Here is a 24,271-nt window from a genome sequence, read left to right on the forward strand (position 1 = left end):
ACTCTTCAGTGGCCTGTCCGTGCGGCCAGGCGTTCGTCGGTGGTGCCGCCCTTGCGCAGGCTGGCAACCCATTCAGGATCGAAGTCGCTGAGGTCGCTGGCCATCGGCAGGTAGCGCTCAGGGAACTCCCAGATCACCAGCTGCGGCGGGGTGTTCTTCAGCTCGTCACTCTTGAGGTACTTGAGCATCGGCAGGATCGGTCCGTGGCCGTCTTCGGCGTGGTTGACCAGGTCGCGCTGCAGGGCCTGGCGCAGGGCACCAGCGAAATTCCAGCGGTCGTTGGCGCTGTAGCTGGTGCCGACCAGGGCCACGGGCACTTCGGTTTCGGCGAATAGGGCGTCGCCGGCCGATGCTGCTTCGTCTGCGGCGCGGGTAGCGCGTTTCTGCAGGTGGTCAGGGGCTGGCATCAACTCCTCGAACAACGGGTCCAGGGGCAGGAAGCGGGTCAGGTCGCCCTTGTAGGTCTCGCTGCCTTCGTTCTGGGTGATGTAGTGCTGCGGGGCGCCGCGCAGGGTCATGGCTTTGGTCACCGCCTGGCCCAGACGGCCCGCGACCACTTCAGCGCCCAGCGGGGTCCAGTGGGTGTCGGTGCGCAGGAAGACCTGGCCCTGGTCCTTGGCCTGTTCCAGGCTGGCGAACAGGTCCGGGGCGATGATCCCCGCTTTATGTGCGGCACCGAGGAAGCGCGGATAGAGGTCCTCGCGCAGGGCGGTCGGGGTGGAATCGCCGACGTGCTCCGGGTAGAGCCGCGACTTGGCCGGGACGATCGCCAGGACCAGTTCCACCTTGTGCCGCGCCAGTTCGTCACGTACGCCCTGGATCAGCGCCAGGTTGTCGCGCAGGTGGCGAGTGCCGTCCGCTACCGGGTCGAACTCTTCGTCCGAATAGAGCCAGCCGTTCTCTCCGATCAGCACGCCCTGACGGCCCTCGCCGAACAGTTTGAAGTCCAGCAGCGCCCAGAGATTGGTGCCCGGTTGCTTGACCGGGAATTCGGCGTCGTAGTGTTTCTCGAAGGCCTGGGCCAGCTTGCCATTGAGCACGGGGGTGTCCTGGGCTGCGGAAAAGCCGAATACACCGCGCATCGAAAGCAGGTTGAGGGTCAGCAGCAGGCCGGCGAAGAGCAGGATGTAGAGCAGGTTCAGGGTTCGGTTCATGGTCGTCTCCCCTCAGAACTGGAAGTAGAGGAAGGGCGAGAAGCTCTGTGCCGAGAGCTTCAGCACCGAGGCGGCGAACAGCACCAGGATGGCCGCGTGCAGGGCCACGGCGCGCAGCTGGCCGGTCCAGGCGCTCTGCAGGGCGACGGCGCCATTGCCGCTGACCTGGACGTCTGCGTCGTCCTGGCTGGCCTTGGCCTTGGGCGCGCCGGACAACGGCTGGGCATGGAACTGGCGGATGCCGAACCAGGCGAGCACGACGTAGGCCAGGATCAGGGTGGCGATCTGCAGGCTGGTCAGCTGGGCGCGGTTGAGTTCGGACAGCTGCCAGTCACCGAAGCTGAACATGGCGGCGTACATGCGCCAGGCGACGTCGAGGTTCTCGGCGCGGAAGATCACCCAGCCGATCACCACCAGCAGGAAGGTGAGGGCCCATTTCAGCGGGTTGATCACCGTCGGCGCGGCGTTGACGCCCAGGGCACGCTCGATGGCCAGCCAGACTCCGTGCCAGGCGCCCCAGATGATGTAAGTGAAGTTGGCCCCGTGCCACAGGCCGCCCAACAACATGGTGAGGAACAGGTTGCGGTAGGTCTGGAAGGTGGTGCCGCGGTTGCCGCCCAGGCTGATGTAGAGGTAGTCGCGCAGCCAGGTGGACAAGCTGATGTGCCAGCGCCGCCAGAACTCGGTGATGGACTGGCTGATGTAGGGCTGGTTGAAGTTTTCCATGAAGCGGAACCCCATCATCAGGCCGAGGCCGATGGCCATGTCGCTGTAACCGGAGAAGTCGAAATACAGCTGCGCGGTGTAGGCCAGCGCGCCAAGCCAGGCGTCACCCGTGGTGGGGTCGGAGAGCGCGAAGCAGTGGTCGGCGATGGGCGCGATGCTGTCGGCGATGAAGACCTTCTTGATGAAGCCCTGCATGAAGCGCGTGCAGCCTTCGGCGAACTTGTCGACGGTGTGGGTGCGGTGGTTGAACTGATCAACCAGGTCGCGGAAGCGCAGCACCGGGCCGGCGATCAGGTGCGGGAAGATCGCCACGAAGGCGGCGAAGTCGATCAGGTTGTGGGTCGCCGGCGTGTCGCCCCGGTAGACGTCGATGATGTAGCTGATGGACTCGAAGACGTAGAAGGAAATCCCGATCGGCAACAGGATGTGGGTGAGCACGAAGGGCTCCATGCCGAACGAGCTGATCATGGCGTTGAGGCTGTCGACGCCGAAGTTGGCGTACTTGAAATAGCCCAGCACGCAGAGGTCGACCGCTACGCCGAGGAGCAGCCATTTCTGCGCGGTTTTCGTGCGCACGCCAGCAGCGCCTATGCGCAGGCCGATCCAGTAATTGAACACCGTGACCGCAGCGAACAATGCAAGGAAGTCGATGCGCCACCACGCGTAGAAGATGTAGCTGGCAACCAGCAACAGCAGGTTTCGATAGCGCGTCCCGACCAGGTAGTACATGCCGAGGAAGATCGGCAGGAACAGGAACAGGAACACGTTTGAAGAAAAGACCATCCGAGTCTCTCCGTTGTGTGTCGGTTACAGGGCCGCCGCCGCGGCTGCGCGGGGGCGGGTGGTTTTTCTCCCCTCTCCCGCTGGGAGAGGGGCCGTTCGCGCTAGCTCCCACCTCCCTTCTTCGGATGGAACACCTGGGTCACATCCCCGCCGAGGCGGAAGGTCTTGTACGGCCCCATCTCATCCTTCCATTCGCGGGTTTCGGCCGAGCACTGGTAGAGCTCGCACCAGGGCTCCAGCCAGGCGAACTTGCTGTGCTTCTTCAGCTCGGTCATGTCCTGGTCCTTGCCGGTTTTCTTGTCGAAAGACTTTTGGTCCTCGACGCCTTCGATCACCTTCTCGCCGAGGCGGCGCAGGGCGCCGTTGTTTTCATTGCGCAGATCCACGCCGTTGGCCTGGGCGAAGCTGGCGACCATCGCCAGCGGCGGCAGGCTGTAGTTGTGGTAGGCGAGGGCGCGCTGGCGGCGCTTGAGCTCGTTGGGCAGGAAACCGTCGCGATCGACCTGGTTGGCCGCCACACGGAACTGCTTCACGGACCAGTCGAAGAGGTCGCGGCGGTCGGTTGCTACTGCCGTCGCCATGACCGACCAGGCCGCCCAGTAGGCATGGTTGTTGATCTTGTCCAGGGGCCGGCTGCTCCAGTCCTTCACCACCTGGTCGGCCAGCTTGGCGAACCAGGACTCGATCACCTGGGTCTGTGCCCGGTAGGGTGCCAGCGGCTGCGACTTGGAGAACTTCAGGCGCAGGTAGGCCGAGGACATGCTGCCCAGCGCCCATTTGCGCATGGACATGCCGGTGTGGTTGTAGTCGGTGCTCAGCAGGGCGTTGGCGTGGGCCCAACTGCCCAGCCATTGCAGGGTGCATTCGAGCTGCGGGCGCTGGCCTTCACGCATGTACTGCATGACCATCTTGCTGACCCCGCGCTCCATCTCGCTGATGTCCGCGGTCTTGTCGCGGAAGGCTTTCTCCGCCGCCGGATTGAGCGTGGCGCGGGCCTTGTCGGAGCCTTCGTATTTGCTACGGAATTCCAGCTTGGCGGTGTAGGGCGCCGGCGGCGCTGCGCAGGTGCGCGGTGCCTTGTCGTCAATATCCACAGGGGCGAAGTAGCCGGGCGGTGGTACCAGAGAGGCCGCGAATACCTGGGGGCAGAGCAAGGTGCTGCCCAGCAGGCAGGGCGCCAGGAGCCAGAGTTGTCGTTGCATGGAATCCTCCTTCCTCAATCGGCTTGGGCCGCGAGGTTGCTGCCACCGGCGCCAGGGCGCTTGCAGACGCTGACCTCGACGCTGAGATCCTTTGGCATCTGTTCGGGGCTGTGGATTTCCAGGGCGAGCAGGTTCAGGTCGGCCCAGTCCTGGTCGTTGCGCAGTTCGAAGACGTAGCGCCCGCCGGTGTCGACGCGGTCGCTCTGCTCGATCTTGAAGTTCTCGCGGCGACCGTTGAGGTACCAGATGGTCGCCTTGGACTCGTGCACCGCCGGGTCGCTGAAGGTCAGGTCCACCAGGTAGTCGCGGCCGCGCAGGTCTCGCAGCGGCTGCTCCTTGCCGTTGACCAGCACCTCGTTGGCGCCGGGCTTGAGCTTGACGCGGTTCTTCAGCGCCACCGGGCGGCCTTCGCAGCCGTTGTTCACCAGCGGTACGGCCTGGCGGTAGAAGCTCTGCTGTGCCAGGTCGTAGTGGGTGGCGAACTCCCAGATCAGCACCTTGGGCGGGTTGTCGTGGAATTCCTGGCTACTCATGTACTGCAGCAGGGCGCTGTCGAAGCCGCCGCCGCTGACCGCCATGTTGAGCACTTCGGCACCGCTGTGTTGCTGCAGGAAGCCGGCGAAGTTGTAGGCCGGGCCGCTGTTGCTGGTGCCCACCAGTGCCACCTTGGGGTCGGATTCGTCGCTGAACAGGCTGTCGCCGCCATCGCCGGCCGCTTCCGTCTCGTACTGGTCGACGTACTGGGTGGCATAGGTGGTGCCGCATAGCTGGCCGGCGGTCTTGTGCAGGGTGCCGGCCTTGGGCAGCAGGCCGACGACCTTGCTCTGGAAGTCCTTCTTCGGGATGTCGTCGAAGCCGGGAATCTGCTTCAGCGTCTCGGCCACCAGCTTGGCGGTGCGCTCGGCGCCGGCCGGGGTCCAGTGGTGGTCAGCCTTGAAGTAGTAATCGGTGTCCACGCCCTTCTCATCGAACAGCGGCGAGAGGTCGGTGACCCAGATACCGGCCTTGCGGAACTGCTCCACAGCGGCCAGGTAGTTCTTCTTCGCCAGGTCGAAGTTGAAGGCAGCCTTCTCCTCTGGGGTGAGTTTCTCGCGGTTAACCAGGCCACGAGTGGGCTGGTAGACGATCATCAGTTCGACGCCCCTGGCCTTCAGCGCATCGCGCAGGCGCTTGAACTGGCTGTAGCCGTAAGGTGTGGTGCCGAAGTCGGTGCGCAGGTCGTAGCGGGTTCGGAACAACCAGTCACCCTGGCCCTGCACCAGGCTCTCGAAAAAGCTCAGGTATTTGGTGTTGTACGAGGCCGGGTCCTGAGCCACGGCGCAGAGTGGGCCGGTGCGTTGCACGCTGTATTGCGGGGTTGCTTGCGCGCCGTGGGCGCTGGCCAGCAGGGCGGCGGCCAGGGCGGAAGGGGTGAACCATTTATTTGAAAGTCTGTGCATGGTCTGTTGCCTCAGTCCTGGAGTTCGGCCTGGGTTTCGACGGGATCGATCAGCACCGCCTGCTTGCGGCGCACCATCAGGTCGAGGATTTCTTCCTGCTTCTCGCCGAGCACGCCGGCGAAGCTGATGCCGGTGGATTTGCTCGGGGCGAGCAGTTCCACTCGGTACAGCTCGACCGAGAGCGGTGAGTCGATGGATAGGGGGCTGGAGCCGTTGCCGGCGAGCTTGCCGCCCACCAGGATCATCGAGACCTTGGCGTCGAAGGGGTCGAGCTCGATGTCGCGGTCGGTGTTGGTGAGGTCCTTGATGTGGCCGAGTACGCCGGTCAGGCCGTTGGCCGCGGAGAGGTTCTCGTACAGGCGGATGTTCACGCTGTTGCGCACGCGGATACCGTGTCGCGCGTTGTTGAGGACCTTGTTGCCCCACAACAGGTTGTTCGAGCTCTCGTAGAGGGTGATGCCGTCGGCGTGGTTCTGGTAGACCTCGTTCCAGGCCACCAGGTTGTTCACGCTGTTACGGTCGATGACGATGCCGGAGAGCTTGTTGTCGAAGGTCTTGTTGTTGACGATCCAGCTGTCATCCACCTCACGGGAGATGATGATGCCGTGCTTCTTCTTCGTACCAAATACGGTGTTCTCGGCGATGATCAGCCCGCGCGAGCGGTCGTGCGGGTCGATGCCGTAGACGATGTTGTCGCGGTAGGTGTTGCCCTTGATGACGACATTCTCGGCCTCGAAGCAGTAGAAGCCGTACCAGTGGTCGACGAATTCCGAATTGATCAGCCAACCGGTGGGCGCCGCACGTTTGAGGCGCGCGGCTTGGCCGGGGGTGTACTGGGTGATGGACACGCCATAGGACTTGGAGTTGTCGTAACCGAGGCTGGTGACCGTGCTTGCGACTATGTACAGCTCGCTGCCACCCCAGGACACGAGGAACGGTCGGAACTCTTCCGGCTTGCGGAACCAGGCCGGGCTCTTGTCCTGCTCGCGCCAGGCGGTGAGCTTGCTGCCGGTGACGAACAGCTTGCCGTCGTTCACCAGGAACGAGCCTCGCTCCTGGGACAGGCGGAAATCGCGGGTTTCCTTGTCGATTTCAAGGCTTGCGTCGTGGGCTACCACCAGCGGCAGGCGCGCCAGGTAGACGCCTTTCTCCGTTTCGCTGAACTGGCTGTCCGGCAGGGCCCTGGCGATATCCGCCGGAGTGACGTGGCCACCTTCGATGAAGATCGCGTTAGGCATGCCCTGCTGGCGCTTGACCCACTCGCGCAGGCGCTCGTTACCGCCGATAAAATCTTTCAGCGCGTCCTGTTGCAGCATGCGCCGCACCACGACACGGCCTTTGCGGCTGCGGTCGATCTTGGCCTCTACCGCTTGCGCGGTGTATCCGGAGAGGTCCGGCAGCTTGGGTGGGTCAAGGTGCAGTTGTTCCACCGGTGCGGTGGAGACCGTGTAGTTCTTGATCTGCTTGAGCGCCTGTGTGGGCTCCGCGCCCTGGACCCAGGGCGCGGCCATCTGCAGGGCGCCGAGTACGACGCCGCCCATCAGCAGCGTGGCTCCCATGCCTCGTTTCATGGCTGTTACTCCCTTGCGCGATGGCTGCATCAGAAGCGCCAGATGACGTCGACGAAGGCGCGGTGCATCAGCGAGTCGGTGCCGGCGCCGTAGGCGTCGCCCGGCTTGAACACCCCGCCACGCAGGCGCACCAGGGCCGAGCGCTCGTCCAGGTGCTCAGTCATGGAAGCCGGCAGCAGGCCCTGCTTGAAGTACTTGGTGACCACCAGGTCGACTTCCTGGCCGATGTCCTTCTCGCCATCCTCGAGCGGCGCGATGATGCCGCTCTGGCCCACGTCCTGGTTGTCGTCCACGCGCCAGAAGCGGTGGTAGACCAGGCTGGCGTCGTAGTCCTCGCCCATCTGCCAGGAGGTGAATGCGCTGGCTACTTGCAGGTTGCTCAGCTCGCCCCGGAAGGCCTCGCCGAAACGGTGCATGCGCGCTTCGGTGCCTGTGAAGGCAGAGCGGTTGCTCTCGAGACCGGTCTGGCGGAACTGCTCGGAGCTGTCGTCATCGCCACCGCCGCTGCCTCGGGCATAGGCGCCGCCGACTTTCCACTGGTCGTCGATGTTCCAGCGCAGGCCCAGGTCCAGGGCCCAGGCGTTGACGTCGACATTGCGCGAGCCGCTGGCGATGGTCTGATCGCCGACTGCGGTCTGCTCCAGCTCGTCCGCATCGCCGGTAAGCCAGGTGGCCTCGGCCCAGTAGTTCAGCGGCAGGGAGGAGCGGCGGTCGAAGAAGCCACCGTCGGCGTTGATGCCCAGCCAGGTGAGGTCCCCGGTGGTGCGCTTGGACAGCTCGTCCACTTCTTCGCCGACATTCGGCAGGTCGCCTTCGTCACGGCTGTGGTGGGCCTTCAGACCGACCCAGTGACCGGGTTGCCATTGCGTGGAGATGTCGCCGAACAGGTGGCGGCGGTCTTCATCTTCCGGGGCCAGTTCGTCGATGTCGGTGCGGTACTCGCTGAAGCGCTCGGCAACGCCGACATGGGCCTTGAGCAGGGTGGTGTCGAAGCTCCAGCGCAGGGCTTCGATGTTGGTGTCCCACCAGGTGCCTTCCTCGCTGCGTACGCGCTGGCGGCCGAAACGCAGGTGCTCGCCCGGATAGGCAGTGAGACCGCCGTAATCGACCCAGAACTCGCGCATGGCGAGGTAGTTCTTGTCCGGCTCGCGACCGTCGTCGCGCTGACTGGAGTCGCTTTCGATATCGCTGGATTCGAGTGTGTCGGTCTCGACGATGTCGGTGGCCGTCACTGCCTGGCCCATGGCGAAGGCGCTCCATTCGCCACGCTCGCCATAGACCCAGGGACGCACATCGAGACCCAGGCCGTTGACGTCGCCACCGTCACGGGTGCCGAGGTCACGGTCGGCTTCGGACTGTGCGGTGATCTTCACGTCCAGGCCGAAATTCTTGTCGTCGTTCTGGGCGGCGAAGGCAATGCTCGCCGAGAGCAGGGACAGGCCGAGGCCGGCGTTCATCCAGGGTTTCATGTTCATGGTCGTTCCTTATCGCTCGGTCTGGAGGCCTGGTCCGCAGGTTGGTGAGCGCAGCGCAGCCCAACAAGGCGCGCGGAGCGTGCCCCGCAGCGTTGAACCTCGCAGGCTCGGCGCCAACCTACGGTCGACTTCCGGACGGGTATTCATAGGCTGCTCATCTGGCCAGCGCCCTGGGCGCTGGCGCCGCGCGCGAGGCGTTCCTCGCGCAGCAGTTGTTCGGCGCGGGCGCGTTCGGCGGGCGGCAGCTGCTGCTCCACCTGTTGCGCCAGTTCGAGCGCCTGTGGGGTGTTCTTGGGCAGAGCGAGCTGGCTGAACACATAGGCGTTGGCCGGGTTGGGCTGGATGCCCTTGCCCTGGGCGAACATCTGGCCGAGGGCGAAGTCGGCGTTGATCTGGCCGTTGCGGGCGGCGATCAGCAGGTGCTCCAGGGCCTTCTCCGGGTCCACGTCACCGAGGTAGCCGCGCAGGTACATCTGCCCCAGCAGGTAGTGGGCGTTGGGCTCGGTGGCGGAGGCCTTGAGTAGGTGTTGCTCGGCCTTGCGCGGGTCTTGTGGCACCAGCTTGCCTTCGTAGTACAGGCGGCCGAGCAGCAACTCGGCGCGGGGCAGCGCGGCGGCGCGACCTTTCTCCAGGTAAGCCAGCATCTGGTCGGTGTCGCCCAGCGCGGGATAGTCGTAGAGCAGCTTGGCCAAGCTGGTCCAGGCAGCCGGATAAGCCGGGGCGATTTCGTCCAGCAGTTCGCGGGCCTTGTTTTCGTCCGGCTTGCCCAGTTCGTTGTCGGCCAGCACCTGGGCCACCGAGTCCACGCGTTGGGCGGGAATACGGCCTGCGCGGTAGCCGGCCATCAGGTCGTCCAGCAGGGCCTTCTGGGCGTCGGGCTTGCCTTGCTTCTGGTTGACGGTGGCCAGTTCGACGTAGCAGACATCGGCAATGGCCAGGTTGGCGGTGCAGATCCGCTCGATCTCGGCCAGGTGCTGATCATAGGTGCCCTGGGTGCGATAGAAGAGGATCTGTGCCAGTGCGGCCTGGGTGTGGCCTTCCGCGCGCCATTGGGCGATGCGCGCGGGGACGTTGACCTCGGGGAAGTCCTGCGGGTACTGCATGTAGAGCATCACCAGCGGCATCAGGCTGCTTTCTTCACCTGCGGCGAAGGACTCCTCCAGCAGCTGTGCGGTCTCGCGACGTTCGGCCGGGTTCAGCTCGGGCTTGCGCGCCAGCAGCTTGCCCAGGCGTGCCTTGGCGCGCGGCGAGTCGTCGATGGCCTGGCGGTAGGTCTGTTCGGCGCGGCGCATCTGCTCCGGGTCGCCGGTGGCCACCTGCAGGTCGGCCAGGCCAACCTGGGCATCGGTGTAGCCGAGCTCCGCCAGCTGGCGGAAGTTCTGCTCTGCAGTGGCGCTGTCGCCGCGCTTGAGGGCTTCGCGGGCGAGGCGCTCGTCGGGTAACCCGGCGCAGCCGGCCAGGGCGATCGCCGCAGCCAGCAGCAGGAGTGGGGGGGCCGTGTGAGCCATGGCGGAGCCCTCCTCAGAGACCTGCGGCCAGGGGGCGATCGATCAGCCAGCCCAGGGACGGGCCGCGATCGATGCTGACTTCCACCGGCTGGCCGGCGAGGCTGCTCGGCAGGGGCTCGTCGGGCTGGATGGTGGCGCGGATATTCGCCGACATGTCGCCGTCGTGCAGGCTGCTGCTGAGGATCTTGCCGTGGCGAACCTCATCCTCGCCGGCGACCTGGAAGCTGACGCTGGCGCCGGGCTTGGCCTGGGCGATGTTGCGGAAGGGGAAGCGCGCCTGCACGGTCGCCACGGTGTCCTGCGGGACCAGTTCGAAGATCACGTCACCCTTGCTCGCGAACTGGCCGTCGGCCACCAGTTGGCGGGCGATCTTGCAGTTGCAGGGGCTGGTGAGTGTGCCCTTCATCTCCTTGCCGAAGAGTGCTTCGACGTTGCTTGGGGAAAGCTGCTCGTCGGTCAGGTGACCCTTGAGCATTTCCAGCATGGTGGCGGAGAAGGAGGCGATGGGCGCACCTTTCTCGATGCTGGCGTCGGGGCCGACCAGGCTTTGTACCGTACCCTCGCGAGGCATGGTGACCTGCATGGAGGGCACCGCGACCATGGCCGAATCGGCATGGGTGACGAAGTACAGGCCGTAAAGCGATTTAGCGATATAGGCGAAGGCGCCGATGCCCACCATGAACAGCCCGAGGGTGAAGGAGACGGCCTTGAGGCGGCCGAACACGCCCATGCCATTGCCGCCCAAACCGTTCTTGCGCGCCTTGGTGAAGTTCTCGCGCTGCAGGGTGTTGAGCAGGTCGCCGGTGCTGACCAGTTCGCCCGACAGGTGTGCGCTGATCAGGTAGCGCAGGGTGGCGATATCGCGTGGCTTGAGGTTGTGGAACTGGCAGCCGACGCGACCGCTGCGTGGGTCGAACGCGCGGACCTGGAATTCCACGTCCAGACCCAGGGTGAGGCTGTCCACATGGAACTGCATACGGCCCCGGCAATGGTCGCCGACACTGATCTGGATGTTCCCGGCATTGAAGGCGAATCCGCCAGCAGAAACGTCGATCAGGGCCTGCTCCATGCGCTCGTTGCGGAGGATGTAGCGGATTTTGCCGGGGATCTTCACCCGCGCGTGCTGGCGCTGGGCTTCGGATTCATGCACCACATTGAGATTGACGGCTGTATTCATGGCTTCGATTCCTGTCAGATTCCTTGTGCTCACACGATCGCCATCAGGGTGGCGACGAATACGCTGGTTGCGGTGAAAGTCATGGCGCGTGAGGACCAGGTGTTGAACCAGCGCGTGAAGCTGGCGAGGTCACGGTTGAGCTTGGTGTTCTGGCGGGTCCAGGACTGCTGGTCGAGGCGGAAGAAGACGTAGATCTTCACCAGGGCCCCGACGATCTGGTTGTAATAAAGAATCAGCGGGTAGGCCGGGCCGATCCGGTGGCCGCTTATGGACAGCAGCAGGGTCAGGACCAGGCGGGTCAGGCCGATCCACAGCAGGTACACCAGCAGGTAGGCGATGCTGTACTTGAGGCTGGCGATGATGGCCACGGCCAGGCCCAGCAGGCAGGTCCACATGGACAGGCGCTGGTCGCTGAGCACCACGGTGGTGAACCAGCCCAGGCGGCTCGGCCCCAGGCGCAAGGCGCGGCTGTTCTGCCGCAGGTTGTTGCCGTACCAGCGGAACATCAGCTTGCGGCTGGCCTTGATGAAACTCTTCTCCGGCGGGTGTTCCACGGTGTTGATGGCGGCATCTGGCACGTAGAAGGTGTCGTAGCCCAGACGCATCAGGCTGTACCAGCTGGACTTGTCGTCACCGGTGAGGAACTGGAAACGGCCCAGGCGCCAGTGGTCCAGGTGATCGCTTTCCACGTCGGCGATGAAGTCCGGGTCGGTCACCACCTTGGCGCGGAACACCGACATGCGCCCGGTCATCGTCAGCACGCGTTTGCTTAGTGCCATGGAGCACATGTTGAGGTGGCGCTGGGCGAAGCGCAGCTTGTGCCACTCGCTCATGATGTAGCCGCCGCGCACCTCGCAGAACTCGTTGGTGGTCAGACCGCCGACATTGGGAAAGAGCTTGAACCAGGGCACGGTCTTCTTCACCACACCCTCGGCCAGCACCGTGTCACCGTCGATGACCGCCACCACCGCATTCTCGTCCGGCAGTTGCCGGGAGATGGCGCGAAAGCCATAGGCCAGGCCGTCGCGCTTGCCGGTACCGGGAATGCGCACGAAGTCCAGCTTTACCCGCTCCGGCGGATTGAGCTTGGCCCAGAGGTTCTTCACCAGCAGTTCATCGGACAGCTCGACGATCGAGCAGACCACGGTGGTCGGGTAGCCGCAGTCGATCGCCTCCTGGATCACCGAGCGGTAGACCATCGCGGTGGTCAGCGCCTCGATGCGGAAGCTGGTCACCATCAGGAACACGTGGGACGGGTCGGCCGCACTGCCCAGCCTCGCCAGACGGCGCCGATACCAGGGGTAGACCAGGTAGAGGAACAGCGTGCCGCGAATGAAGTGCAGGGCGCCCATGGAATAGCGCCAGATACCGACCACGCCGACCAGCAGCAGGAAGTCCTTGGAGTCGGGGTCGAATACCGACTTGGGCAGGGCCAGTGCCAGCAGCATCAGCGCGATGAGGTAGAACAGCCAGCCCGAGGCTTCGAGCAGGCCATGCTTTAGCTTGTCCATAGTTTTATCGTCCTGGTCTCATTGGGCGAGCCCCCTCCCGCGAAGGAAGGGGGCGGGCCGCTTACCAGCAGATACCCTCGGCGTTGCCGTGGGAGGCCTTGGGCATGAAGCCCACCAGGTCGATGACGCGCTTGCCTTCCGGGGCTTGCTGCGCCAGCGGGGCGAACAGCTCGTCGCGGTTGCCCAGGACGATGATGTCGGCCTTGTCGACAACTGCTTTCAGGTTGCTGTCGAGCAGCGAGGACACATGGGGAATCTTCGATTCGATGTAGTCCTTGTTGGCACCGTGGACACGGGCGTACTCGACGTTGCGGTCGTAGATGCTGAGGTCGAAGCCCTTGCCGATCAGCATCTCGGCCAGTTCCACCAGCGGGCTTTCGCGCAGGTCGTCGGTTCCGGCCTTGAACGACAGGCCGAGTAGGGCGACCTTGCGCTTCTCGTGGCTGGCGATGATCTCGAAGGCCTTCTGCACCTGGCCGGCGTTGCTGCGCATCAGCGAGCCGATCAGCGGCGAGTCGACGTCCAGGGAGGTTGCGCGATAGTTCAGCGCCCGCACGTCCTTGGGCAGGCAGGAGCCGCCGAAGGCGAAACCAGGACGCATGTAGTACTTGGACAGGTTGAGCTTGTTGTCCTGGCAGACCACGTCCATCACTTCACGGCCGTCGACGCCCACCGCCTTGGCGATGTTGCCGATTTCGTTGGCGAAGGTGACCTTGGCGGCGTGCCAGACATTGCAGGTGTACTTGATCATCTCGGCGACTTCGACGTCCTTGCGGATGATCGGCGCGTCCAGTTCGCGGTACAGGCTTTCCAGCAGGTCACCGGAGCTCTTGTCCAGTTCGCCGATGACGGTCATGGGCGGGTAGTCGTAGTCCTTGATCGCGGTGCTCTCGCGGAGGAACTCCGGGTTTACTGCAACGCCGAATTCGACGCCAGCCTGCTTGCCGGAGCAGTCTTCGAGGATCGGGATCACAACGTTCTTCACGGTGCCCGGCAGCACGGTGCTGCGCACGACCACGGTGTGGCGCTCGGCCTTGTCGCGCAGGGCGAAGCCGATTTCGCGGCAGACGCCTTCGATGTAGTCCAGCGACAGGTCGCCGTTCTTCTTGCTCGGGGTACCCACGCAGATGAAGGACACCTGGGTGTCACGCACGGCGGCAGCGACATCGGTCATACCGCGCAGGCGGCCGGAGCGCACACCTTCTTGAAGCAGTTCTTCCAGACCCGGTTCGACGATGGGCGATTTGCCCGAATTGATCAGGTCGATCTTGGTCGGGGAGATATCCACACCGACCACTTCATGACCACGAGCAGAAAGACAACCGGCGCATACTGCGCCCACATAGCCCAAACCAAAGATGCTGATTCGCATCGCAATCACCTCGTCCATTCAGCACGCTGTTTAATATGTGGCGGTAGTGCCACTTCCATTCGCGCAGCCGGTTACTTGGTAGCAACTTGGCAATGCGCAGGCATGATTAATACCGGACGCCAAAGTTAGGGCGCCTGAACTGGGCATGTAATAAAGCTTGCCCACTTAGAGTCCTGAGAAGATAGCCTTTAAAGGCTTTGTCTCGTTGGTTTTGTCCAGTTGGTCGAGTTGTTGAATTTCTCCTTGATTAATTTTCTGGTTTTATCCAGGTAAAACTGCTCCCTCGGCGTGAGCCGATAGATGTAGGCAGTTTGAGATCACGCCGAAAGTTGGCGGAAGAATTACGTTACGGGGGTATGAGTGTCCGGCTTTTCGGATAGTTCCTACCGTTCGTCCCGAATTTGATCTATTGCATTTTTTTAACTATGGGGTGATTGCAGGGTAGTGGCGATGTGTTGGTGTTTTGGTGTTCGTGAAGTTCCGGTGTTGCAAATTGCAAGTTCTCGAGCATTGCATTTTGCAAGTTGCCACTACTTAATTTTGTTAATAAAGGCAGTTTGATTATGAAGTGCCACGGATGGCAAAAAGATATTCCGGCAAAAAGTGGGGCTGGCCTTCGGCCTGCTTTGCGAATGAATTGGCGATGTCTGCACTAGCTGTTGCTAGGAATAGTCCGTCGAGCGAAGAGCCTTGTAGGAGCGAGGGGAATGCAAGCAGTTGCACGTGGTGACCCCCTCTCCTGTTTACGGGAGAGGGGAGGGGGAGGGGGAGGGGCGGTCAGTCCTGTGGATGTTCCCGCAGGAACACCAGGCTATCCGGCTTGGAGTGCGCCACGGAAAAACGATACCCGTCGTAGTTGAAGTCCTTCAGACCCTCGGGGTCGTTCAGCCGCTCCTTGATCACGTAGCGCGCCATCAGGCCCCGGGCCTTCTTGGCGTAGAAGCTGATGATTTTGTACTGGCCGTTCTTCAGGTCCTTGAATTCGGTATCGATGAGGCGGGCATTCAGCGCCTTGCGCTTCACCGAGCTGAAGTACTCGTTGGAGGCCAGATTCAGCAGGACATCGTCGCCCTGGGCTTCCAGGGCTTCGTTCAGCCAACCGCTGATGCGCTCTCCCCAGAAGGCATACAGGTCCTTGCCGCGCGCATTGGCCAGCTTGGTGCCCATTTCCAGGCGGTATGGCTGCATCAGGTCCAGCGGCCGCAACAGGCCGTAGAGGCCGGACAGCATGCGCAGATGAGACTGGGCGAAGTCGAAGTCCGCTTCGCTGAAATCCTCGGCGTTCAGGCCGGTGTAGACGTCGCCCTTGAAGGCCAGCAGCGCTTGCTTGGCGTTCTGGGGGGTGAAATCCGGGTGCCAGCTGCCGTAGCGGGCGACATTGAGGCCCGCCAGTTTGTCGGACAGGTGCATCAGCTCGGCGATGTTGGTCGGCGTCAGGGTGCGCAGGTGCTGGATCAGCTCCTGGGCGTGATCCAGGTGTTGCGGCTGGGTGTAGCGCGCGGTGACCGGCGGGGTCTCGTAGTCCAGGGTCTTGGCGGGGGAAATCACCATCAGCATGAGTCGTCTCCTTCGGGAACCCGGCGATTCTAGGGATTTAGGGACGATGACTCCACCTATGGGGATCATTGGCTAGTCTGCAAGAAAGGCCATTTCAGGCTGGGTGAAAACTGCTGCGCTCGATCATGCGGCGTGAGAACAGCCTCGTGCGCGGGTCCGATCAAAATGCGCATTTACAATGCACAAGCCGCGCTGTTCTTGCCTGACCTTCGTTCGTGATGTTTTCAAACCGTCCGATTGCCGGGGACATGTCATGGACAACTGCAACCACTCACGCTGGGAACCTTCCCACGACTACCGTCCGCTGGAGCACGGCGGCGAGCGGCAGGCGTGGCTGGTGGTGGCCCTGACCGGCGGCACCATGCTGGCGGAGATCGTGGCCGGCCTCTGGTTCAACTCCATGGCACTGCTGGCCGACGGCTGGCACATGGCGTCGCACATGGTGGCCATTGGCATGGCGGCGTTCGCTTATCGCCTGGCGCGGCACTATGTGCAGGACCCGCGTTTTACCTTCGGGACGTGGAAGGTCGAAGTGCTGGCCGGTTTCGCCAGTGCGGTGCTGCTGATGGTGGTCGTGCTGCTGATGGCCTTGGAGTCTCTATGGCGTTTGTGGCAGCCAGCGGAGATTGGCTATGAGGTTGCCTTGTGGGTGGCGGTCGTCGGATTGGCAGTCAATCTGGCCTCGGCCTGGTTGCTGCGGGACAAGCACGAGCATGGCCATGCTCACCACGACCACGACCACGACCACGACCACGACCATGCACACGGGCATGGGCATGGTGGGCTGGACCTGAATCGCCATGCGGCCTATCTCCATGTCCTGGCGGATGCCCTGACCTCAGTGGCCGCCATTTTCGCCTTGCTGGGCGGCATGCTGCTCGGCTGGGCCTGGCTCGATCCGCTGATGGGATTGCTGGGCGCGCTGATCATCGGCATCTGGGCCAAGGGCCTGCTGCTGGAAACCGGAAAGGTGCTGGTGGACCGCGAGATGGACCGCCCCCTGGTGGAGCTCGTGCGCACCACGCTGGAGTGCATTCCGGACACCGAAGTAGCCGACCTGCACCTCTGGAGGGTCGGTCGTACACAGTTCGCCTGCATCATCAGCCTGGTGACCCACGGCGAAACTTCGGCGGATCGCTACAAGGCGAGACTGGCGGGCTTTTCAGAACTGGTGCACGTGACCGTGGAGGTCAATCGCTGCGGCGGGGAGGGGGCTGCCGCGGAGGGGAAGGACTTTCGACTTTAAACGGCGAAATGTCCCCACGCCAAGGTTTTTTTGTCGTGAATAAAAAAATAATCAGACTGCGAAAAAATTACTTTTTTCTGTCATCCGGAATGGAGTATTAACGAATCAAGACCGCCGAATCCTGCAGACAGGTGGCGGCCATCGGCCCTCACTTGTTAGCACCATCTCCTGCCCCGGCATGACCCGGGATGGAGAGGTCGGCGGCCCTCCGCGGCGGAGCGCCAGTCTGGCATTCCGTCGCCTGGCCAGATAAGAAGGTGACCGAGTATGGATGACCACGGACGCTCCCGCCCTACCGCTCCAACCTTGTACGCCCTCGATACCAACGTCCTGATCCACGATCCCAATGCGCTCCTGAACTTCCAGGAACACCACGTGGCCATTCCAATGACCGTGCTGGAAGAACTGGACAAGTTGAAGACCGGGAAGCAGGGTGTCGCCGCTGAATGTCGCCAGGCCATCCGCAATATCGACAAGATCCTCGGGGGAGCCTCTCCCGAGGAAGTCGAGCACGGTGTACCCATCCAGCGCGAGAAGAGCGGCCCCTGCGGCTTCCTCTCGATTCTCATGAGCAAGCGTGCAGCCCCGATCACCTGGCTGCCGGAAGACCTCAACGACAACAAGATCATCAACCAACTGGTGGAGCTGAAGAGCCGCAAACCGGGGATATCCGTGGTGCTGGTGACCAAGGACATCAACATGCGCCTCAAGGCGCGCGCCTGTGGCATCGACTCGGAGGACTACCACACCGACCAGCTGGTCGACGACGTTTCCCTGCTGTCTCGCGGTTACCACGACATGCCCGGCTCCTTCTGGGAGCGCGTCAGCAAGGTGGAAACCCGCCAGGACCATGGCCGGACCTGGCATCGGGTGCAGCTGACCGACAACCTGCCGGCGGTGCACGTCAACGAGTTCATCGTCGACGAGCAGGGCTTCGTCGGCTGGATCAAGGGCATCAAGGACGACGAGTTGCTGATACTCGACCTGCACCAGGAGCCCTTGCTGCACCAGGAAGCCTGGGGCCTGCGCCCGCGTGATGTGTATCAGGCGCTGGCGCTCTATGCCCTGCTCGATCCGGACATCCACCTGGTCAACCTGACCGGCGCGGCGGGCTCGGGCAAGACCATCCTGGCGCTGGCCGCGGCGATCGAGCAGACCATGGTCAGCAAGCGCTACCGGCGCATCATCGCCACCCGCAGCGTGCAGGGGCTGGACCAGGAAATCGGCTTCCTGCCCGGCACCGAGGCGGAGAAGATGGAGCCCTGGCTGGGTGCCATCACCGACAACCTGGAAGCCCTCCACATGGAGGATGAAAACACCCACGGCAGCGTGGACTACATCCTCAGCAAGGTGCCCCTGCAGTTCAAATCGCTGAACTACATCCGCGGGCGCAGCTTCCAGCAGAGCCTGATCATCATCGACGAGTGCCAGAACCTGACGCCGCACCAGATGAAAACCATCATCACTCGTGCCGGCACCGGGTCCAAGGTGATCTGCCTGGGCAACCTGGCGCAGATCGATACCCCCTACCTCTCCGCGCCGAGCTCCGGCCTGACCTACCTGACCGAACGCTTCAAGGACTTCCCCCATGGCGTGCACATCACCCTGCAGGGTGTACCGCGCTCCGTGCTGGCCGAGTTCGCCGAAGCCCATATGTAACGTCACTGTCCGCCGGGCGGCACCTGCCGCCCAGGCTGTTTTTCTGTATACAATCTGCCTCCTGCGGGCCCTGAACGGCCCGCCCGAGGAGACTAGCAGTGCTGACCCATCTCGATTCCCAAGGTCGTGCCAACATGGTCGACGTCACCGACAAAGCGGTGACGGCCCGTGAGGCAACGGCTGAAGCCCGCGTGCGCATGCGCCCGGAAACCCTCCAACTGATCCAGGCCGGCGGCCACCCCAAGGGCGATGTGTTCGCCGTGGCGCGCATCGCCGGCATCCAGGCGGCGAAGAAGACCTCCGACCTGATCCCGCTCTGTCACCCGTTGATGCTCACCAGCGTCAAGGTTGAGCTGAGCGCCGAAGGCGAAGACACCGTGCACATCGTCGCGCGGTGCAAGCTGGCCGGGCAGACAGGCGTGGAAATGGAAGCCCTGACCGCCGCCAGCGTTGCGGCCCTGACCATCTACGACATGTGCAAGGCGGTGGACCGCGGCATGACCATCGAAAGCGTGCGCCTGCTGGAGAAGCTGGGCGGCAAGAGCGGCCATTACCAGGCCGGGGAGTGAAGATGATTCGCGTGCAGTATTTCGCCCGTTACCGTGAAGCGCTCGGCATTGACGGCGAGCAACTTGGCTGGGTTTCGGGCTTCGCGAAGCTGGATGACTTGCGCCGTCATCTGCTGGCCCGGGGCGGTGTCTGGGAGGTGCTGGACGAGCAGAACCTGATGTGTGCGCGCAACCAGGAACTGTGCAGCCTCGACGAGGCCCTCGCCGATGGCGACGAGGTCGCCTTCTTCCCTACCGTTACCGGAGGCTGAGATGGCTATTCGCGTACAGGAAGCCGCCTTTGACCCAGGTGCCGAACTCAATGCCATGCACGCCGCCAACGTCGGCGTGGGCGCGGTGGTCGGTTTCGTCGGCTACGTGCGCGACTTCAACGACGGCCAGGACGTCGCCGGGATGTTCCTCGAGCACTATCCCGGCATGACCGAGAAAGCCCTGGAAAAGATTGCCCAGGAGGCCAGCCTGCGCTGGCCCTTGCTCAAGGTGGACATCCTCCACCGCATTGGCCGCCTGGAGCCGGGCGAGCCCATCGTCTTCGTCGGTACCGCCAGCGCCCATCGCCAGGCGGCGTTCGATGCCTGCAACTTCATCATGGATTTCCTCAAGACTCGCGCACCATTCTGGAAGAAGGAAGACACCGCCGAAGGGCCACGCTGGGTCGAAGGCCGTTGCAGCGACAAGGCTGCGGCAAAGCGCTGGGAAAACTAGGTCCTGGCATTTGCCTTGTGTGAGCGAATGAATTCGCTCACATCCAAACACACTGACATCGAACCCGGCACATGCCGGGTTTTTGCTGTCTGCCGACTGGGTATTGACGCTCTGTACATTTAAGTCCAGCATGGACTTACAAGTACAAAATTAGCGGCGTCCCATAATGATTATCAGCCAGCTATCGTCGAATCCCTGCCCATGCCGGCCTGACCAGGCTGTGCCTTCCTCTGCCTCGCAATCCAATTCGAATCCGTTCGCCCAACCCTTGTGGCGGGCCTCCATCCGTACTGCGGGAGTCGCACCATGAAGAAACTCGTTCTGCTGGGCAGCCTTGCCCTTACTCTGCTGGCCTCCAGCGTCTTTGCCGCCGACAAGCCTTTGCGCCTCGGCATCGAAGCAGCCTATCCGCCCTTCGCCTTCAAGACGCCGGCAGGTGAGATTTCGGGCTTCGACTACGACATCGGCAACGCCATGTGCGAGGAGATGAAGGTCAAGTGCCAATGGGTCGAGCAGGAGTTCGATGGGCTGATCCCATCGCTCAAGGTGAAGAAGGTCGATGCCGTCCTCTCGTCAATGACCATCACCGACGAGCGACGCAAATCCGTGGACTTCACCAACAAGTATTACTACAGCCCGGCGCGCCTGGTGATGAAGAAAGGCTCGACCGTCGACCCCGAATTCAAGAACCTGGTCGGTAAGTCCATCGGTACCCAGCGCTCCACCACCACCGACCGCTTCGCCACCGAAGTGCTGGAGCCCAAGGGCGTGAAAGTGGTGCGCTACAGCACCCAGAACGAAATCTACCTGGACGTGATTTCCGGCCGCCTGGATGGCGTGCTGGGGGATGTCTTCCCTCTCAATGAAGGCTTCCTGAAAACCGACAACGGCCAGGGTTACGAATTCGTCGGTCCGGTGCTCCAGGATCCGCATTTCTTTGGCGAGGGCGCCGGGATTGCTGTTCGCAAGGGAGACGACGCGCTGCGCGAGCAATTCAATGCGGCTATCAAGACCCTGCGCAGCAATGGTAAGTACCAGGCGATCCAGGCCAAATACTTCGACTTCGATATCTACGGCGAGTGATCGTCGGCCCCGCATGAGAAAGCCGCGCATTGCGCGGCTTTTTCGCTTTTACCCCTTCTCCCTCTGGGAGAGGGTAGGGGTGAGGGAAGTCCGATCTACAACAGGTGAATGAATTTTCACCCATAGGGAAGATCAGAGCGCTAGACCGACTCTTCCTTCAACTCCTTCAGGTGCTTGTAAACCGTCGCACGGCCCATGTTCAGCACATTGGCCACATAGTTGGCGGCGCTCTTGCCCTTGAATGCGCCCTCGGCGTGCAGCGCCAGTACCAGCTCGCGTTTGTGCTCGCGGGTCAGCAGGTTGAGCCCTAGCTGGCGCTGCTGCAGCCAGTTATGCAGGAAGGTATTGATACGCTCCTGCCAGTCGTCGCGGAACAGCGAGTCCGGCTGAGGGATCACCTTGCTGGAGGAAAGGAACAGGTCCAGGGCGGCCTTGGCCGACTCGAACATCGAGATATTCAGGTTTATGCAGAGGACTGCCATCGGCGTGCCCATGGCATCGCGCAGTACAGTGCTGATGGAACGGATTTTCTGGCCGTCCCAGTTGAGCTTCTCGTAGGGGCCGATGTTCCGCTCGTCGACCTCGCCGGTGAGCATGTCTTCCAGGGCCGCATCGTCCCCTATGCAGCGTTTGGAGATGTTATTGGCGATGTAGTCGATCTTCTGCGTGCGCAGGTCGTGCAGCACCACCTCAGCATGAGGGAAAAACAGGTTGGCGATGGCGTCGGCGATGGCCCGGTAATTATCCAGGGTCGGGTCTTGGCGGGGCGTCATGCGGGCGGCTCCGAAGGCGAGAAAAACGGCGCCGGGCTCAATTGGCCCGGCGCTGCGAGTGTGGCGCAAAGCTCCATTGGCGTCACCCCAGGCGCGCAGGGGAGAGCATCGCCTCGTTCAGTCCGTAGCGGGTGAGGTGCTCTGGCAGGGGCTGGTGCAGGATCAGGCAGGTGCTCGCCTCCCCCATCGCAGCGGAGGTCTGGATGCCATAACCACCTTGACCGGCTACCCAGTAGAACCCCGGCGTTTGCGCGTCATAACCGGACACCAGGTCGCCATCAGCGAAGAACGAACGTAGCCCGGCCCAGACGTGCATCGGCCGGCGGATGCTCATGGTGGTGTGGTCCTCGATCTGGTAGATGCCGAGGGCGATGTCCAACTCCTCCGGCTGTACATCATGAGGCTGCACCGGGTCGGCATTGGCTGGGGAACCCAGCAGCACGCCGGCATCCGGCTTGAAGTAGAAGGACTCGTCCAGGCTGACCAGGGCCGGCCAGCGGTGGCTGTCCACACCTTCCGGCGGCGAGAAGATGAACGCGGCGCGGCGCTTGGGCTGCAAGCCCAAGGGTTTTACACCAGCAAGTTCCGCAAGGTGGTCGCACCAGGCGCCGGCCGCGTTGACCAGCACGGGCGCCAGGAAGGTACCCGCGGTGGTGGTGACTTTCCACAGCTCGCCTCGGCGCTGGATGCCGGTCACCTCGGCTCCGTTGTGAATCTGGCCATTATTGCGGCGGATACCACGCATATAACCCTGGTGCAGGCCGTCGGTGTCGATGTCGGCTGCACTGGGGTCGAGCATGGCACCCTGGACCTTTTCGCGTCGCAGTACTGGCACCAGCTTGCAGGCTTGCTCCGGGGTGAGCATCTGCATCTCGGGCACATTCTCGCAGGCGCTATTGAACTGGCGTTGCAGTTCCTGCGGATCACCGGTGAAGTCGACCACCATTTCGCCGCGCGGGGTAAGAATAGGGTGCTCGCTGAAGCCTTGCGGCGGCGCATCGAAAAAAGCGCGGCTGGCGGCGGTCAGCGCACGAACCTGGGGCGTGCCATAAGCCACGGTGTAGAGCGCGGCAGAACGACCGGTGGAGTGATAACCCGCCTGTTCTTCACGCTCCAGCACAGCCACGCGTCCATGTCGGGAAAGCCAGTAGCCGGTCGAGGCGCCCGCGATGCCGGCACCGATGATGATGAAATCAGCCTGGTTCATGTGCATCCCTCACTGGCCTTGCCGGGTTAGGTGATAGAGGGCGTTGGCCAGCGCCATGTCTTCCAGGCCAAGGCCGATGGAGCGGAAGAATACCGGGCGGCTGTAATCCGGGCGCGGCACCGCACCGCTCAGCAACTCGGGCAGGTCCCCGCAAATCTGCTCGCAGCTCCAACCATTCTGTTCGGCTGCCAGCAGCATTTCCCCGGCTGAGCCCGGCGTGGTGGCGCGGTAGTCGCAGTAAACATCCATTTCAGCCAGGGCCGCAGGCGGCACCTCGTGGGCGCGCGGGGCGTTGGTGCTGATTGAGGTCACCAAGGCTGGTTTACCCAGTCTCAGCGGGTCGAGTATGGGGCTTGCCGAGGAGGTGCAGAGCATAACGACATCCGCATCGGCAATGGCCTGCTCCAGGCTGGCACACAACTCCATACGTGGATCCAGCGCGCGCAGTTCGGCATGGATCGCAGATTGCTCGCCTGCCAGGCTTGGGGAATAGACACGCATGTCCTGCCAGTCCCGCAGGTCCTTCACGTAATGAATGTGCGCGCGAGCTACCGCTCCGCTGCCGATCACTGCGAGGCGGCGGGCCTGCGCGGGCGCCAGGGCGTCTATGGCCACGGCGGTAGTCGCCGCGGTGCGCGCGGTGGTCAGCTCACCGGCATCGCAGAGCAACAACGGCTCGCCGGTTTCCATGGACATCAGGAGGGTCCAGGCGGTTACCAGGGCGCCATCGGCGGTCTTGATGTAGGGCGAGGTCTTCACGCCGTAGACACGTTCCTTGGCCATGACGCCGAGGTAGTTGATAAAGTCTCCAGCCCCCGCCGGAAACTCCACAAGTTGCTGGGCGGGCTGCACCGCCTCACCGGCCGCGAGGTCTTGAAACATCCGACGCATGGTTTGGCGGACGTCGATCTGCTGCAGCAGGCGGCGGGCTTCGGCGTGCGGGATGAGATAGGGCGTGGCGCTGGACATGAGACGCTCCTGGACTTGAAATAAACTTATCTGTCCATTCTGGACTTTTAGGTATGTTTCAGCAAGCGCCGGGCGTCTGTCCATGAAACCGTAGCCCACAGGGTGGTGAGGGCAAAAAAAGGTTCGTTGCGGAATCAGGGGGAAGAGCGAGTTGACAGTCGGGGAAGCGGGTAAATTGGCAATCGCCAAACATCCCAACCCCCACCCCCTGCTGTCGCCGTGCATCCTATTGATCTGGCCCCTTTCTGGCCGGGCTACGAGGTCGTCGCCTGTCGCCAATCCACTCATGACACCCTGCTGATCAGTCTTGAGCCCCAAGCGGAGCGCTTCCCGATTTGCAGCCGCGTGCCAAACCCAACCTGTTGACCCACGAGCAACAGCACATCCGCCAGGTTCGGGATCGTGACCTGCAGGATCAGCGCGTCCTGCTACAACTGCCGGTGCGTCGCGTCGACTGCCTGTACTGCGGACGCGTATCCGAGCGGATTGACTGTCTGGCGCCGGCTTCCCGCCTTCCTCGGAAAGCAGCCTGCAACACCTCCTTGGCGGACTTGTCGGTCGGAGTGACACATCGAAGGCGCGCGA

The 24,271-nt window shown here is 63.0% G+C and carries 20 protein-coding genes and 1 pseudogene; 7 read left to right on the forward strand and 14 right to left on the reverse strand.

All coding sequences use genetic code 11. The features are described 5' to 3' along the window. Positions 1 to 5: 5 nt before the first annotated feature. The 11 genes from J7302_RS18730 to yaaA form a co-directional block, all read right to left on the reverse strand. Entirely contained in the window at positions 6 to 1,154 is a 1,149-nt protein-coding gene (locus tag J7302_RS18730) for an alginate O-acetyltransferase (RefSeq protein WP_215378083.1), read from the reverse strand. Positions 1,155 to 1,166: 12 nt separating this feature from the next. Further along, positions 1,167 to 2,663, reverse strand: a complete 1,497-nt coding sequence (locus tag J7302_RS18735) for an MBOAT family O-acyltransferase (RefSeq protein ID WP_215378088.1) — start codon at positions 2,661 to 2,663, stop codon at positions 1,167 to 1,169. Between the two features lie 101 nt (positions 2,664 to 2,764). Then, on the reverse strand, positions 2,765 to 3,865 hold the full coding sequence (locus J7302_RS18740; RefSeq protein ID WP_215378093.1) for a mannuronate-specific alginate lyase: 1,101 nt from the start codon (positions 3,863 to 3,865) through the stop codon (positions 2,765 to 2,767). A 14-nt stretch (positions 3,866 to 3,879) separates the two neighbouring features. Further along, positions 3,880 to 5,304, reverse strand: coding sequence for an alginate O-acetyltransferase (locus tag J7302_RS18745; RefSeq protein ID WP_215378098.1), 1,425 nt, complete (start codon positions 5,302 to 5,304; stop codon positions 3,880 to 3,882). A gap of 11 nt (positions 5,305 to 5,315) precedes the next feature. After that, positions 5,316 to 6,875, reverse strand: coding sequence for a mannuronan 5-epimerase AlgG (gene algG, locus J7302_RS18750; protein ID WP_251702148.1), 1,560 nt, complete (start codon positions 6,873 to 6,875; stop codon positions 5,316 to 5,318). A gap of 29 nt (positions 6,876 to 6,904) precedes the next feature. Further along, positions 6,905 to 8,350: an alginate export family protein gene (locus J7302_RS18755; RefSeq protein WP_215378109.1), complete on the reverse strand. Its 1,446-nt coding sequence runs from the start codon at positions 8,348 to 8,350 to the stop codon at positions 6,905 to 6,907. A gap of 143 nt (positions 8,351 to 8,493) precedes the next feature. Then, positions 8,494 to 9,858, reverse strand: coding sequence for an alginate biosynthesis TPR repeat lipoprotein AlgK (gene algK / locus J7302_RS18760; RefSeq protein ID WP_215378112.1), 1,365 nt, complete (start codon positions 9,856 to 9,858; stop codon positions 8,494 to 8,496). Positions 9,859 to 9,871: 13 nt separating this feature from the next. Next, entirely contained in the window at positions 9,872 to 11,035 is a 1,164-nt protein-coding gene (locus J7302_RS18765; RefSeq protein ID WP_215378116.1) for an alginate biosynthesis protein Alg44, read from the reverse strand. 29 nt (positions 11,036 to 11,064) lie between these two features. Continuing rightward, the gene (alg8, locus tag J7302_RS18770) at positions 11,065 to 12,546 is read right to left on the reverse strand and encodes a mannuronan synthase (protein WP_215378119.1); all 1,482 of its coding nucleotides are present in this window, start codon (positions 12,544 to 12,546) and stop codon (positions 11,065 to 11,067) included. Positions 12,547 to 12,607: 61 nt separating this feature from the next. Beyond that, positions 12,608 to 13,918 carry a GDP-mannose 6-dehydrogenase gene (gene algD, locus J7302_RS18775; protein ID WP_215378122.1) on the reverse strand — a complete coding sequence of 437 codons (1,311 nt, stop codon included), beginning with the start codon at positions 13,916 to 13,918 and terminating at the stop codon, positions 12,608 to 12,610. Positions 13,919 to 14,695: 777 nt separating this feature from the next. Next, the gene (gene yaaA, locus J7302_RS18780) at positions 14,696 to 15,475 is read right to left on the reverse strand and encodes a peroxide stress protein YaaA (RefSeq protein ID WP_215378126.1); all 780 of its coding nucleotides are present in this window, start codon (positions 15,473 to 15,475) and stop codon (positions 14,696 to 14,698) included. 253 nt (positions 15,476 to 15,728) lie between these two features. On the opposite strand from yaaA, the gene dmeF reads away from it, so the two are divergent. From dmeF to J7302_RS18810, 6 genes are all read left to right on the forward strand, one after another. Beyond that, complete coding sequence (dmeF, locus tag J7302_RS18785; RefSeq protein WP_215378130.1) at positions 15,729 to 16,721, forward strand: CDF family Co(II)/Ni(II) efflux transporter DmeF; 993 nt, start codon at positions 15,729 to 15,731, stop codon at positions 16,719 to 16,721. Positions 16,722 to 16,988: 267 nt separating this feature from the next. Beyond that, complete coding sequence (locus tag J7302_RS18790) at positions 16,989 to 18,380, forward strand: PhoH family protein (protein WP_215378133.1); 1,392 nt, start codon at positions 16,989 to 16,991, stop codon at positions 18,378 to 18,380. Positions 18,381 to 18,478: 98 nt separating this feature from the next. After that, positions 18,479 to 18,949, forward strand: a complete 471-nt coding sequence (gene moaC / locus J7302_RS18795; protein ID WP_215378136.1) for a cyclic pyranopterin monophosphate synthase MoaC — start codon at positions 18,479 to 18,481, stop codon at positions 18,947 to 18,949. A gap of 2 nt (positions 18,950 to 18,951) precedes the next feature. After that, positions 18,952 to 19,200, forward strand: a complete 249-nt coding sequence (locus J7302_RS18800; protein ID WP_215378138.1) for a MoaD/ThiS family protein — start codon at positions 18,952 to 18,954, stop codon at positions 19,198 to 19,200. 1 nt (position 19,201) lies between these two features. Continuing rightward, the gene (gene moaE / locus J7302_RS18805) at positions 19,202 to 19,654 is read left to right on the forward strand and encodes a molybdopterin synthase catalytic subunit MoaE (protein WP_215378141.1); all 453 of its coding nucleotides are present in this window, start codon (positions 19,202 to 19,204) and stop codon (positions 19,652 to 19,654) included. Between the two features lie 306 nt (positions 19,655 to 19,960). Next, positions 19,961 to 20,737, forward strand: a complete 777-nt coding sequence (locus tag J7302_RS18810) for an ABC transporter substrate-binding protein (protein WP_215378144.1) — start codon at positions 19,961 to 19,963, stop codon at positions 20,735 to 20,737. Between the two features lie 140 nt (positions 20,738 to 20,877). Here J7302_RS18810 and J7302_RS18815 read toward each other — a convergent pair whose 3' ends face one another. From J7302_RS18815 to J7302_RS18825, 3 genes are all read right to left on the reverse strand, one after another. After that, complete coding sequence (locus J7302_RS18815) at positions 20,878 to 21,510, reverse strand: helix-turn-helix transcriptional regulator (protein ID WP_215378147.1); 633 nt, start codon at positions 21,508 to 21,510, stop codon at positions 20,878 to 20,880. A gap of 82 nt (positions 21,511 to 21,592) precedes the next feature. Further along, complete coding sequence (locus tag J7302_RS18820; protein WP_215378150.1) at positions 21,593 to 22,717, reverse strand: NAD(P)/FAD-dependent oxidoreductase; 1,125 nt, start codon at positions 22,715 to 22,717, stop codon at positions 21,593 to 21,595. A 9-nt stretch (positions 22,718 to 22,726) separates the two neighbouring features. Beyond that, positions 22,727 to 23,686, reverse strand: a complete 960-nt coding sequence (locus tag J7302_RS18825) for an ornithine cyclodeaminase family protein (protein WP_215378153.1) — start codon at positions 23,684 to 23,686, stop codon at positions 22,727 to 22,729. A gap of 219 nt (positions 23,687 to 23,905) precedes the next feature. Between J7302_RS18825 and J7302_RS27160 the strand changes: the two are divergent. Next, positions 23,906 to 24,210, forward strand: a pseudogene (locus tag J7302_RS27160) (ISL3 family transposase); the annotation flags it as partial. Positions 24,211 to 24,271: the final 61 nt, after the last annotated feature.

Origin of the sequence: Metapseudomonas boanensis, assembly GCF_018704125.1 — a bacterium.
Lineage (GTDB): Bacteria > Pseudomonadota > Gammaproteobacteria > Pseudomonadales > Pseudomonadaceae > Metapseudomonas > Metapseudomonas boanensis.